The organism is Methanobacterium veterum, from assembly GCF_000745485.1.
Classification (GTDB): domain Archaea; phylum Methanobacteriota; class Methanobacteria; order Methanobacteriales; family Methanobacteriaceae; genus Methanobacterium_D; species Methanobacterium_D veterum.
The window spans coordinates 603,803-616,334 of record NZ_KN050693.1 but is presented as its reverse complement, the minus strand read 5'-3'; the positions used below and the strand labels follow the sequence as shown (position 1 = coordinate 616,334).

At 32.0% G+C, this 12,532-nt stretch carries 14 protein-coding genes; 3 read left to right on the top strand and 11 right to left on the bottom strand.

Going from position 1 to position 12,532, the window contains the following annotated elements; genetic code table 11:
* Positions 1 to 13 precede the first annotated feature (13 nt).
* The 5 genes from EJ01_RS13225 to EJ01_RS13205 are packed head-to-tail and all read right to left on the bottom strand — an operon-like array spanning position 14 to position 3,703.
* The gene (locus EJ01_RS13225; RefSeq protein WP_048080708.1) at positions 14 to 610 is read right to left on the bottom strand and encodes a 4Fe-4S single cluster domain-containing protein; all 597 of its coding nucleotides are present in this window, start codon (positions 608 to 610) and stop codon (positions 14 to 16) included.
* Positions 610 to 1,350 (bottom strand): ComEA family DNA-binding protein, encoded by a 741-nt coding sequence (locus EJ01_RS13220; protein WP_048080709.1) that lies wholly within the window; start codon positions 1,348 to 1,350, stop codon positions 610 to 612. Before EJ01_RS13220 ends, EJ01_RS13225 begins: the two co-directional genes overlap by 1 nt.
* Before the next feature lies 1 nt (position 1,351).
* Positions 1,352 to 1,564: a DUF2997 domain-containing protein gene (locus EJ01_RS13215; protein WP_048080710.1), complete on the bottom strand. Its 213-nt coding sequence runs from the start codon at positions 1,562 to 1,564 to the stop codon at positions 1,352 to 1,354.
* Between the two features lie 4 nt (positions 1,565 to 1,568).
* Positions 1,569 to 2,051 (bottom strand): hypothetical protein, encoded by a 483-nt coding sequence (locus EJ01_RS13210; protein WP_048080711.1) that lies wholly within the window; start codon positions 2,049 to 2,051, stop codon positions 1,569 to 1,571.
* An 11-nt stretch (positions 2,052 to 2,062) separates the two neighbouring features.
* Positions 2,063 to 3,703, bottom strand: coding sequence for an AAA family ATPase (locus tag EJ01_RS13205; protein WP_048080712.1), 1,641 nt, complete (start codon positions 3,701 to 3,703; stop codon positions 2,063 to 2,065).
* A 239-nt stretch (positions 3,704 to 3,942) separates the two neighbouring features.
* Here EJ01_RS13205 and EJ01_RS13200 point away from each other — a divergent pair, with 239 nt between their 5' ends.
* Positions 3,943 to 4,476 carry a DUF2115 domain-containing protein gene (locus EJ01_RS13200; RefSeq protein ID WP_048080713.1) on the top strand — a complete coding sequence of 178 codons (534 nt, stop codon included), beginning with the start codon at positions 3,943 to 3,945 and terminating at the stop codon, positions 4,474 to 4,476.
* Between the two features lie 1,190 nt (positions 4,477 to 5,666).
* On the opposite strand, the gene EJ01_RS13195 is transcribed toward EJ01_RS13200, so the two are convergent.
* The 3 genes from EJ01_RS13195 to EJ01_RS13185 form a co-directional block, all read right to left on the bottom strand.
* Complete coding sequence (locus EJ01_RS13195) at positions 5,667 to 6,014, bottom strand: HepT-like ribonuclease domain-containing protein (RefSeq protein WP_052376182.1); 348 nt, start codon at positions 6,012 to 6,014, stop codon at positions 5,667 to 5,669.
* Positions 6,007 to 6,288, bottom strand: a complete 282-nt coding sequence (locus EJ01_RS13190; protein ID WP_048080715.1) for a nucleotidyltransferase family protein — start codon at positions 6,286 to 6,288, stop codon at positions 6,007 to 6,009. Before EJ01_RS13190 ends, EJ01_RS13195 begins: the two co-directional genes overlap by 8 nt.
* A 233-nt stretch (positions 6,289 to 6,521) precedes the next feature.
* A complete protein-coding gene (locus tag EJ01_RS13185) occupies positions 6,522 to 6,929 on the bottom strand; it encodes a hypothetical protein (RefSeq protein WP_048080716.1) in 408 nt (135 codons plus the stop codon).
* A 524-nt stretch (positions 6,930 to 7,453) separates the two neighbouring features.
* Here EJ01_RS13185 and EJ01_RS13180 point away from each other — a divergent pair.
* A complete protein-coding gene (locus tag EJ01_RS13180) occupies positions 7,454 to 8,464 on the top strand; it encodes a S1 family peptidase (RefSeq protein WP_048080717.1) in 1,011 nt (336 codons plus the stop codon).
* Between the two features lie 37 nt (positions 8,465 to 8,501).
* On the opposite strand, the gene EJ01_RS13175 is transcribed toward EJ01_RS13180, so the two are convergent.
* Together EJ01_RS13175 and EJ01_RS13170 are read right to left on the bottom strand one after the other, a co-directional pair.
* A complete protein-coding gene (locus EJ01_RS13175) occupies positions 8,502 to 8,888 on the bottom strand; it encodes a DUF488 domain-containing protein (RefSeq protein WP_048080718.1) in 387 nt (128 codons plus the stop codon).
* 110 nt (positions 8,889 to 8,998) lie between these two features.
* Entirely contained in the window at positions 8,999 to 9,619 is a 621-nt protein-coding gene (locus EJ01_RS13170) for a hypothetical protein (RefSeq protein WP_048080719.1), read from the bottom strand.
* Positions 9,620 to 10,443: 824 nt separating this feature from the next.
* Between EJ01_RS13170 and EJ01_RS13165 the strand changes: the two genes are divergently transcribed.
* Positions 10,444 to 11,628, top strand: a complete 1,185-nt coding sequence (locus EJ01_RS13165; RefSeq protein WP_048080720.1) for a trypsin-like peptidase domain-containing protein — start codon at positions 10,444 to 10,446, stop codon at positions 11,626 to 11,628.
* 83 nt (positions 11,629 to 11,711) lie between these two features.
* On the opposite strand, the gene EJ01_RS13160 is transcribed toward EJ01_RS13165, so the two are convergent.
* Positions 11,712 to 12,506 (bottom strand): EFR1 family ferrodoxin, encoded by a 795-nt coding sequence (locus EJ01_RS13160; protein WP_048080721.1) that lies wholly within the window; start codon positions 12,504 to 12,506, stop codon positions 11,712 to 11,714.
* Positions 12,507 to 12,532 lie beyond the last annotated feature (26 nt).

The following is a 12,532-nucleotide window of genomic DNA, read 5'->3' as shown; positions in this document are numbered from 1 at the left end:
AGGATTAAATAAGTTAGATTATCCCCTTAAAGATATCTTCTAATTTAGAAAAATTAGTCATTCCATTCACCAATATGCTGCCATCTTCCTGAATTCTAACTTCAATACGGTTAGAAACATCTGATATTTCATATTTAAGATGGATATAACGTGAAGTAAGGAAATGATATCTCTGATTATATGAACCTACCCATAAATTAGTTGGATCATGCCCTTCTGAAATATAAGGACCATCAATTAGCAGGTCAGTGACTGATAATAAGTCCTGCCAGCCAGGATCAGCGGAATTTTGGATATTCTCCAGAGTGTACCCTGTAAATGTAACTACAGATAACCCTTCTTTTTGAACTATGCAGCCCAAAGAAGCTAAAGATTTTGCCTGGTCAAATGGTTCCCCTCCACTAAATGTTATACCTTCAATATTAGGTATATTTAAAATTTTTTGGGCTAATTCTTCTACTTTAACCTTTTCTCCGCCGCTTGTGGGCCATGATTCTGGTACTGCACAATCAGAGCATTGAATAGAACATCCTTGAACCCAGATGCACGCTCTATTTCCCGGTCCTTCCACTTTAGTTTCAGGTAAAAATCTTCGAATTCTTATAAACATTAATAATCCACCAGACGGCCTGATGTTGAAGTCTCTGATTCTTCATTATCTGGAAATTCACCAGAAATAACTATTAATGGCCTAACTCTTTCAATTATATGAGGTTTAAGTCCTAAAATCTCACCAAATTCATCTACAGATTTAAATGGACTTGATTGACGTGTTTCAACAACCTTTTTGGCCAGTATAGATCCAACTCCAGGAAGATCAGCAATTACTTCTTCAGGATCATTGTTGATGTCAACAGGTTTTGGCTGTACTTCTAAATCTTTTACATCTTCTTTTTTAATCCCGCTGTTCATTGAAGATCTTTTAAATGGATTTTGAAATTTACTTTTTTCTTCATTTCCATAAGCATATTCCATGGCATATTTTCTTTTTAAATATTCATCATCTCTAATAGGTTCACTTATGGCTTCTAACCTTAATAAATATTCATTACGCACCCATAATGCATGGATCATGGAAATTATCCATAAGCCAAAGAAATAAAAAATTTGTAGATCCATGATCCAGCTATCTTCTGGTACCATTATTGAATAATCTGCTGTTGGACCTATTAACATGGCTGTTATAGCCGAGCTAGAGTATATCAATCCCCATAAAATCCATTTTCTTTGCTTTGTCCTAAATCCAATATAAAAAAATGACACCCAGCTCAAAAATCCAAATGCTAATGTCCATAAAATCCATAAAGAATGTGTTAATTCCCATAATGTACCTTTTGATGTATCAGCCATTTTACCGCTCCCTAATTCTCTGTTCTTGTTTTTCAGTTATTTTCACTGTTTCAGTTTCGTGAAATTCAGGAGTATAATTAGAATCAACAGCCTCAGCTTCCAAAAGTTCTTCCAGGATGTGGATATATTCTGTACATCTTTTCCCTTTTATTCCCTGAATCTCTGTTTGGATCGTACCGTCTGGAAAAATCTGGATCTTAATTTTCTTGGTCATATTTTTACTCCTGTAAAGCAAACGTAAGCACAATTGAATTGTCTTCTTTTACTTCTTCTGATTCAAGTTGGAGATTATGTCCACTAGCATTTTTTAAAAGATTCTGATAGACTTTTTCCTGGACCAATTTAGTGTATTCACCATTTATATCTGAAATAAATTCTTTAGCTTTCTCTAGTGAAATATCACCAAGGAATACAGCATTGAATACCTCATTTTCATCCTTTTCAAACATGATTCTTACTTTATCCAACTCTGTTTCCAGATCATCTCCAATTAATACATTTTTACAGCCATAAATTTTCAAAGTCTCTTCTAATAATTTTGTATCTTTAATTTTAGTCCCTAGGGTAAAATAACCAGAGGATTCTCGATTTTTTTCATTTCTCAATGTCCTTGCTAATTCTTTATTATTTTCATTTCTAGTTTTTATTGCCCCTGCTACGGCTGCAATTGCAATAGGCATAAGTACAATTTCCACACTCATATTAACCCTCTTTAAACATCTATACTTCGGCCACCGCGGGTGATATTTACATCACCACCCATATCAGCGGTTTCATTCTGATATCCTTTACTATCTTCTTTAGATGTAGCTGCAACTGCACGTACATTTGCCCATTCACGGATCCTCATAATTTCTTCTTCCTGTGTTTTAGAAAGAGGAACTGTGCTAATAATCGCCTTTTCAAAATCATGCAAATTAATACTCCTATCTTCTGAAAACGCATCAAATAGTGCGGATATAACCACCTGTTCAATTTCTGAACCCGAATAGCCTTCAGTAAGATCAGCTAAATGATATAACAACTCATCACTTAATTCAAAGTCACCTATAACATTCTGATCTATAAGACGTTTTTTGATATGAATTTGGAATATGTTTACTCTTTCTTTATGCGTAGGCATATCTACAAAAAATATTTCATCAAACCTACCTTTTCTGAGGAATTCAGGAGGAAGTAATCGAATATTATTAGCAGTAGCAGCGACAAAAACCGGTTTAGTTTTTTCCTGCATCCACGTAAGGAATGTTCCAAAAACTCTCTCGGATGTTCCTCCATCACCGCCGCCGATACCTCCAAAAGCCTTTTCTATTTCGTCAATCCACAATATGCATGGAGATATAGTTTCAGCAATTTTAATGGCCTCTCTCATATTCTTTTCACTACTGCCCACAACTCCACTGAACACCTTACCTATATCCAAGCGTAAAAATGGTAACTGCCACATGGAACTAATAGCTTTCACGATTAAACTTTTACCACAGCCAGGAACTCCCGTAATTAAAACTCCCCTTGGTGCGGATATGCCGTAACGCTTTGCTGAATCAAACCACGATTTATTACGTTTTTTAAGCCATGTTTTGAGATTTTCCAATCCCCCAACGTCACTCATTTCAAGATCTGTACTGATAAATTCCAGAATTTCAGTTTTTTTGATTATCTGACGTTTTTCTTCAATAACCACGTCTAAATCTCCGATATTAAGACAACCATCTTCCACCATAGAACGTGCAAATGCATTTTCAGCTTCTTCTAATGTTAAACCAAGGGATGCTCTTGCTAAGCATTCCTTTTCATGTGGATCAAGATCTACAGTTATCCTATTATTTCTTTTATTTGTTTCAATCATTTCTTCAATTAAACTTATAATTTCATCAAAGGATGGAAGCTCAAAATCAACAATAGTTATTTCCTTCTGTAGATCATCAGGTAATATTAATGATGGAGATACAAAAATGACATTTTTAGGGTTCAAACTTCTTTTAAGAGCTGAAGACACGTCCCTAATTTTTCGAATAACATGTAAGTCTGGAGCAGTTCCTGAACGACCAAAATAAATATGGAAATCTATAAGTACAAATATAGCAGGCTCTTCATACTTTTCAATAAAGTCAAGAACCTCTATTGGATCTTTAATTACCTTTTTCGTTAATGATTCACCAGTAGAAAGTCCGGTGGTGATTTTCCATGTGAATAACTTCCTTTTTGTTTTAATTAAAGAATCATCATCAATTACTGAACTTATTATAGATAATAAACGATCTTCTTCCCAAGTAGCTATATACAAATAAGGAAATCTGGCTTTAAGTAGATTACAAAGAGATATTTTAAACTCATTTGAATATGATTCCATGTTTATGCCCCCTTAACACTTAAATCATTTTATAACATTACCTTAAATATATTATTATTTGTATTATACTCAAAAACAAAGAATAACCCCCGAACTGTTTGAGGGTTCTGTATTGCTGAGCAGGGCGAAAATATGTAACTACAGGATTCATCATTACAGAAAGAAACCATTTTTTAACTTTTATATAATAAGTTAAACAAAAACAGGTTTAAAATTTATAAAAATTAGGGTCTTATTATATGGTTGAAACAATTGAAGAACTCGATTTTTCCAGGAAGATATCAAAAAATGAACTTTTAGGTGTTTTAAAACAGGAAGCATCACGAATTCACATGCACGACATAATGCTTGCCTCTGCTTATATTCAGGAAGATGCTAAATACATGCATGCAGGGTACAGAGAAGAGTTCATTGAAAATTTCACAAAAGCATTCATAAACCGTTTCAAAGATATCCGGGAAGATAAAGGAAACTATGAAGGACATATTAACAATAAAAAGTTTCAAGAATTTCTGGAAGTGCTCAACAAACAGATAGAAGAATCTAAACTTAGATCAGAACTTTATTTTCTACGTTTAGCAAAAATTGTTTCTATTTATACGACTTTTATTTTAGAGGCATCGATTCACCCTGTTGGAACTTCATTTCCTGGAGGATTCAAGCTTAAATTTGAAAACGGGGTGTACTTATGTCCTGTAAAAGATAAACAAATGAATACGCCGGGTGCTCTCTGCAGGTTCTGCGTTTCAAAGCAGGACAAGAGTGTAGAATAAATATTGATATAATTGTTATTTTACAGCTATAAAACATGATTTAATTTAACACTCATGTCTATGATCATGGTACACACTTCATGCTTTATATTAAATTATAATATCAATTAATTATATGAAATTATATTTGGAAGAGTGTAATTTACCCTATAACTCATAAAAATTCAAAGTAACATCGGCACAACCATTTAGACATGAGCGTAATTTAAAAATAAGCTAAATCTGGACAATGGTGAGAGAACTCTCAAAACTCTCACCATCTCCTCATTACCAGATTCTAAAAGAGAAATGATGAGAGAAACATCTCTAAAAACTCTCATCATATCTCAACTGACTACCCCTACCTTCAACTTGATAGCAACGATTTAACGGATAATCAAACCATTATAATTCGATTTTGATTATGTCAACAAAGCGGAGGCATCCCCTCACTCAATTACAGCAGGTTTGATTTCCCCATTGCATTTTGTGATATATACTGGAACATATCCAGTACAAGCTAGAACTGGTAGTTAAAATTTCATTTTACCAGCGTATTAATCATAATACTGTGCTAATTAGTATTATAGTTGTCATGCTTATTAAATGTTACGGATGATTAACCCATTTTTTAAGTTAATAAGGTTAACTAGATAATCTTACATTATAAAAGTACAAAAATTGTATTAAAAAATATTAAATTTTTATTATAAATTTTTATTAGAAGATCAAAATGGTTTTAGTGTAATTTTATCCTAAAAGAACAGGCTTTTTATAAGAATACAACAATATAACTGTAAAACTTTGAAGTAAATCTAAAAAGAAATGAATTGAGTAAATTAAGAGCACATTAAACCTAACACTTCATAATTTATAAGAAGCATCATAATTTCTTATTTATATATGTTTTAAATGATTCAAAAAATTTATAATTGGATTAATCAGCATATTCTTGCCAAGTTTTTAGTAACCAGAGTCTAGACCTAGGCTAGAGACAAAAAAATAGCGATACTTGAAAATGGATTCATAAATAAAGAATCTGTTAAAAAATAGTTTTAGTTTATTATTTTTATTAAAAGTTCATGATTAAATTACTAACTGGTAAAATTTACTTAAAGCAGAAGATTTGATTATTTCCCAACAGCTTCAATGGTTTTTAAAAATTTTTTCATCATTAAACAGGTTTAATACCATAAAAACTTTTTTTCAAATTATAATAAATCATTAAACAGGTTTAATGCATTAAGTACAGTTACTTTAAGTTCAGGAAGTCTATTCATTAAAACTTCATAAACAATATCTAAATCAACACTAAAATAACGATGAATAAGTTTATCCCGCATCCCAGCGATCTCTTTCCATTCAATTTGAGAATTATCAGCTTTGAAATTATTGGATAAATTTTTCACAGCCTCCCCAATTATTTCAAGGCTCCTTACACTAGCTCTTTGGATAACAGGGTCACTTAAAAGCTCTTTACTGCTGTTTATTGGGAATACTTCTTCCAAAAATTCAATTTCGTCTAGAATATGTCTTAAAAAGATTTGATCCCTATTCACACCAGACAACCTCTTTTTCAACAATTGGGCGTAAATAAGGATTTAAAGATTTTTGAGTAACTAAATCAACTTTCCTATCGAAAAGATTTTCTAAATAATCAATTAATCCCATAAAATTATGCAGTGTAGGTTCCTCAAACTCTACAAGGATATCTATGTCGCTTTTTTCATTTTCCTCATGCCGAACATAGGAACCAAACAAACCAATCCTTTTAACATGAAACTTCTCTTTAATTTCATTTTCATGTTTTTTAAGGACATTGAAAACATTCATACGGCCGCCACCTATATATGTACATTCTTAAATCGTTCTTTAAGATTTAATTTGTGTTATATAATATTTAATTATTACACTAGAAAAAGAAATGAAATTAGAAATAACTGCATTCCACATCATTCCAAACCACCTTTTTTCAAAAAAAAGGATGGATCAAAAAATCCTCGCTCACGCTGCGGAAAAAAGTAAACCATCTTAAAAATCACTGCATTCCACATCATTCAGAACCGTCAAAAACTGTCAAAATTGAAAATTTTGACGCCTGAGGAAATGTAATTTCCTCTGCCCCGAACATGAAACATGCAAAAATCTATGATTTTTGCTGCATCAAACATAATATGTTTGACAGTGTTCGAGGGCATCGAAAATCTCTGATTTTCGAATGCTTTGTTTTCGGGTCTCAAAAATCTATGATTTTTGAAGACCAGCATTTTCTTAGTTTCCTCATTAATAACAACAAGCAGTTTCTCATCCAACCTTATTAGCTCTGCTAATGGTTTTCCATCTAATTCAAGCCCCAATTTTCTTATTTTCCAGCTATGTGCTGCTAGCCAAGTTTTTATATCGCTGGTTATTCCCATCTTAGAATATTTTTCTTTAATTGAAGAATTTTCTTTATAGTTGATTAAAAACGGCATCTTTTTCGCCTCCTAATATTTTTGTATTCTTAATTTTTCCGCTAAATTTTACCTACATCTTAGGTAATTCTACCTAACAATAGTAATGTAAGTCCTTACTTATACATATTTCCCCACATAGTAGATATTTAAGCAAAATAGTAAGGTTCATACAGTATAAAACGATATATTACGCTGATGGTGGGCAAATTGTCATCTCAGATTATCACAAACATAACGAACCAAAAACAACTGGAAAAAATAGGAAGATATTTTAAAAAAGATAAATACATTCATTGTAATTAAAACAAAATGTTTATATAAAACTTCAAACCGAATAAAACCATCTTGAAATAGAACAGTTTAAAAATGGTCATCATGATGTACATGCCTTATACCAATTTGAAGGCTTTAACTAATTTTAAAATCTACAAAACCACTTCTTTTCAGGATTAATTACTAACAAACAGGATATAATATATATTATTCCAATTATACAAATATTTAAGATATTGTTGAACAACCAATCCCCATGAGGTGGAAACATGATTCTACCTGAATCAAAAAACAAATTATTAAATTTATTTAGAACATTTTTACTGATCATCATTGTTATCGGGTTTTCAGGAATTGGATGTGCACAGGCAGTTGCTGGAAGCTCTTCAAACACTGCAAATGTTGCAGATAAAACTGTTAGCGTTGAACAGGGCTTTTCAGGCACAGTTACAATTAAAGACCCCATGTTTAATGTAACAACCAATTTAACAGTCAACTACCAGCCCTACAGCTACGGGTCAGGTTTTATTATAAATAAAAACGGCTATATAATAACTGCATTCCACGTTTTAAGTGATTCCAGAGCATTAGAAAGCAAAAATCAGCTTAAACAAATGAATTCTAGTGATATAAAGTGGTATGTTGAAGAGGCAGGTTTACTGTACTATTTAAAAAATAAAAATCCAGTACTTGCTTACCAGTTGTTTAAAAATGTGCCCAAAACTCAAAATGACCGCAGGAAAGCCTTAGAACGTGCGACAGATGATTTCATTAAAAAAGGATTGATATCTTCAAACTCTTATAGAAGTGAGATTTATGTCAAGGGAAACGCATTGCACAACGTCAATACCAGTAATTCACTAAAAGCCAGTTTAATAGGTTCTGGAAATACCGCAAATGGTGAAGATATAGCACTTCTAAAAGTAAATACCAGTGGTGTGAATCTGCCCATTTCAGGTATTAGTTTAAGCCACAAAATGAATGAAAAAGTTGTCATATACGGCTATCCGGTAAATAAAAAAAGCAGCACCCCATCCAGCTCATCAGGTAATTTAAAGGCAATGGCACCTAACCCTCAAGGCATTATATATTACGTAACAAACGCCATTACAGGTGAAGGTTACAGTGGAGGTCCTGTTGTTAACAGCCAGAAAAAGGTGATAGGCGTTTTAGGTTACGGTATTTTGGATGAAAAATCTAAAAAGATTGCAGGCAGTCTTTTCCTATCCTCAAGTTACATCCAGAAAATATGTAAAAAATATGGAGTTACATTAAATTAACTTCATTATTATCCTTTTTTTTGAATCTAATTAAAAATCACCCTCCATGAAGCCTGCCCACAGACCTGCTGACTGTCCTGTATCCATTAAGTTTATCTTTCAAAACCGCTGCACAATTACATTCGGGGTCGCGTTTAGAATATAACAAAGTAACAGTTCCATTTTCTTTTTCAAAGTTCCGGATAATGGAAATAAGTGTCTTTTTCCTTCGCAGTTCCCTGCGATACTCTTCTTTAAACCCTTCAAAATCTACAGTGCTCTCTGTGATCCATTTATCTGTATCTTTTGTAGGGGCAATTTCTTTAAGCCATAAATCTACCCTTCTATCTTCTTTTGATAATCCTTCGGGCCATGTTTTATCTACTAAAATTCTAAATCCATCTTCTTTATCTGCAGGTTCGTAAATACTTTTAATCTTGAACATTTCACATCTCCAGTGTAAAAATATTCAGCCATCACATATCCTTTCAGTATTAATTATGAGAAAGATAATTAATAAATTTACTCTTAAATACTTCTAAAAACGTGAAATGTTTACCATGTGCATCTGTCCAGGAAACATGCCGCTAAATCTCTTGTTTTAGGGCTTGAACTATCCAATTGAGCCTCAATGAACTTTGATACCCTCTCTTTATCCTTAATCTCAGGATACATTTTTCTAAGTGCTTCTATGACATAAGACTTAAGCAGCTCATTCTGCCGGCCCTGATGAATGTTGTCTATATCCAAAAGCATGTCAAGTATTTTTGATTGGAGTTCTGGCTTGTTCAGTGCTATTTTACTGGAATTAAGAGCCACATGAGAAGCTGTCATGATCTTATCCCCTGCAAGGATTCCGTAATATTCATCGAAAATGTCTTCAAATTTATTTTCTTTATCTACCTTGGTAAGGTCTGCCAGAATATAAATAGCAATGTATTTATGGTAATTATTTTTACTTATGAGCATTTTATGGAAATAATCCCACTGAGGATAAAGAATTTCTGGTTTTTCTGCACTTATAACCTGAAGTACATTAAAACTATTAGATCGAGTAGTGTTATCCTTAGATACAGCCCCTTTAAGTAGTTCATGTAATAACACTTTATCATTTAGCGCTTTTTCGGCTAATTTTTTGATATCAGCATCTTTTTTATCTAAATTATATTTTGACACACTAAAACCCCTTTTTAGCAATTTATATTTAAAAAAATTTATTTATTAGTCCTCTTTAATTAATTACAAATATATACAAATTTAAATGATGGTCCATCATTTAAATAAGTCCCAATTTTTATATATTTACTAATTAACTGAATTTAAGGTATATAAACAATAAATACACTTACCTAACAGATGTCATTTACTATATTTATGACGCTTTTCATATTTATTTTCTTAAAATACAGTGAAAAATAACGTATTAAACTTATTTTACAAAAGTAATACATAATTTGGATTTATTCAACATAAAAAAAACTGAAAATTACATTTTTTACCAAAAAGTAAATTATCATGCCATATGTTTTTATCTAGAAGAAATATATCTCCTCCAAAATAGCTAAAATCATTTAATATTTTTAAAATTAAGGTTTAATCGTAAGGGCATAATCAAAAATAATAATAAATTATGGAAACTCAATAACAATTTGAAAGAAAACTTTCTCTACTGTCTTTTTTTGATAAAATAAGCATTAATTAAGTTTATTTTTGGAAAATATAGCGAAATATTTATATGTGATATGAGATTATTAGGGTTGTCTTGAAATACTATTTTTGAAAAATGGTTATCATGACATAAAAGCGGTTTAATTAAGCGGAATACTGCATACATACATATAATTATGTTATGTGGTTTATTTTCTGGTTTTAGGATATAAAAGAGCGCGGAAGATTAAAATATTGCAGATAATCGTTTAGAATTTCAAAGTAATTTATTCTAACATTACATGCAGTTTAATGTTCTTTTTATCAATCCAGAATAATTAAGAGGTGTAACAGTGATTTGCCCAAACTGTGGGTTTAAAAATACCACAGGCGCAAATTTTTGCGAAAAATGTAATGGCCGACTTAAAAAGTCAAATATTTTATCTAAAAATTTTTTACCATCATTTGATTTTAAAAACAAAACATCAATATTACTCAAAGCATTGATACTTATAGTTGCAGTGGTTGGAATTTTTGCAATGGTTAATGTCCATCCTGTTTCTGCAAACTCTTTATCCCCTAATTCACACGTAAGTGCTGTTCAAAATGGAACCGTTTATATTGAAAGCGGTTTTTCAGGAGTAGTTACAGTTAAAAATCCCATTACTCATAAGAAAGTAAATGTGACAGTTAATTATCAACCATACAGTACTGGATCAGGGTCAATTGTAACTAAAAATGGTTATATCATAACTGCATTTCATGTGGTAAGTGATTCTAATACGTTAAACAATGAAAATAAACTTAAAAAAATGAATTCTAACGATGTAAAATGGTATGTAGAAGAGATAGGTTTAATAAATTATATAAGAAAGGATCCCAAATTAAGTTCCAAATTCCTCAAAAATACATCTAACCATGATCCTGAAAAAGTTATGGGAGATGTTACATCTAAATTCATTAAAAATGGATGGATATCTACAAAAACATATAAATCAAGCATTTATATTAAAGGTCTTGGATTAAAAGGCAATGGAAGCAACAATTCTCTAAAAGCACGTTTAGTTGATGTTGGAGACTGTGACAAAGATCAGGATATAGCTCTTCTAAAAGTCGACCCTGGTAAAGGCAAGAAATTACCTGCATTAACAGTCAGTGCAAAGAATCCAAAAATAGGCGGAAAAATTTCTATATATGGATATCCTGGCAAAAAAATGGAAGCACGGCTAAATACAAATAATAAAACCAAACATTCAGCTTCAAAATCATTGAATTATACCCCATTTATATCATCAGGTCATTTGATGGCTAAAAAGCCTAATGCTCAAGGTACAATTTATTATAGAACAAGTGCAGTTACAGCTGAAGGTTACAGCGGAGGGCCAGTTGTTAACAGCGAAAATAAAGTAACAGGTGTATTAGTTTATGGAATCGGATCTAAGAAAAATCCTAAAAAAATAGCAGCTAGCCTTTACTTATCTTCAAAATACATTAAAGAAATTTGTAATAAAAATAAAGTGCCAATTACAGTAGCTTGATCACATTCGAAACTGAATTCTCGAAATTTTTTTCTTTATTCAAATTTTTAATAATGTTTTAAATCATTTAATTCAATAAATAATTAAAGATTCTTTCTCTTCAAAAATTCTTTTGCCTTAACAGCGCTGTATGTTTTCCCTTTATAATTAAAACTGCATGGAATAGCATGTTTAGGGCAGAGGGAAGTACATCTTAAACAGTATTGACAGTTTAATCCATGTACAGGATAGTTTCCACCAGTTATCATGATATTTCTGGTGGGGCAGAGGCCCACGCATATCCCACATTTATTACATTTTTCTTTATCCACCTTAAAGAGGAAAAGTTTCTGGTGTAAATCAACTCCAGTTAGCTTCAAAGCGCCCCTTGAAAATAAGTTCACAGCATCTGATAAAATTGGAACACGTCCCCATTCAGCTTTTCCATTTACAAGATCTAATGCATATTTTTCAGCTGCTTCCAGCCCTTTTTGAACTTTATCTTTGTTAGTTTTTTCATCCTGTATAAAAAATATGTTGGAAGGCATCTGGATTTCCACAGCCCCAACTGGATTATAACCATTCTCTGCGACAATCTTTCGAAGTGGACCAACAATTCCTCCAGAAGTACTCCCCAGGGTGTCAACCATGAAAATTTTGGTACCACCTGCACGGGGCAACGACTCTATAAAATCCCAGACTAAAGGATAAGTTGAAAATACTGCCACAGGAAACGCTATTCCTATCATATGCTCCAAATTAACCTCATCAGGATTTGATTCTTCAATTTTGTACAAATTTACAGTTATACCATTTTTTTCGAAAGTATCGCGCATCTTCTTTACTACAAGCAGAGTATTTCCTGTCCCTGAGAAAAAATAAAAATCAATATCCTTCATTATTTATCCCCCATAATACAGTGTAA

Excerpts from the sequence above, each read along its gene's own strand:
- EJ01_RS13180 (WP_048080717.1), top strand. The coding sequence starts at position 7,454 with ATGATTCTACCTGAATCAAAAAACAAATTATTAAATTTATTTAGAACA.
- EJ01_RS13225 (WP_048080708.1), bottom strand. The coding sequence starts at position 610 with ATGTTTATAAGAATTCGAAGATTTTTACCTGAAACTAAAGTGGAAGGA.
- EJ01_RS13205 (WP_048080712.1), bottom strand. The coding sequence starts at position 3,703 with ATGGAATCATATTCAAATGAGTTTAAAATATCTCTTTGTAATCTACTT.
- EJ01_RS13160 (WP_048080721.1), bottom strand. The coding sequence starts at position 12,506 with ATGAAGGATATTGATTTTTATTTTTTCTCAGGGACAGGAAATACTCTG.
- EJ01_RS13185 (WP_048080716.1), bottom strand. The coding sequence starts at position 6,929 with ATGCCGTTTTTAATCAACTATAAAGAAAATTCTTCAATTAAAGAAAAA.
- EJ01_RS13210 (WP_048080711.1), bottom strand. The coding sequence starts at position 2,051 with ATGAGTGTGGAAATTGTACTTATGCCTATTGCAATTGCAGCCGTAGCA.
- EJ01_RS13190 (WP_048080715.1), bottom strand. The coding sequence starts at position 6,288 with ATGAATGTTTTCAATGTCCTTAAAAAACATGAAAATGAAATTAAAGAG.
- EJ01_RS13215 (WP_048080710.1), bottom strand. The coding sequence starts at position 1,564 with ATGACCAAGAAAATTAAGATCCAGATTTTTCCAGACGGTACGATCCAA.
- EJ01_RS13175 (WP_048080718.1), bottom strand. The coding sequence starts at position 8,888 with ATGTTCAAGATTAAAAGTATTTACGAACCTGCAGATAAAGAAGATGGA.
- EJ01_RS13220 (WP_048080709.1), bottom strand. The coding sequence starts at position 1,350 with ATGGCTGATACATCAAAAGGTACATTATGGGAATTAACACATTCTTTA.
- EJ01_RS13200 (WP_048080713.1), top strand. The coding sequence starts at position 3,943 with ATGGTTGAAACAATTGAAGAACTCGATTTTTCCAGGAAGATATCAAAA.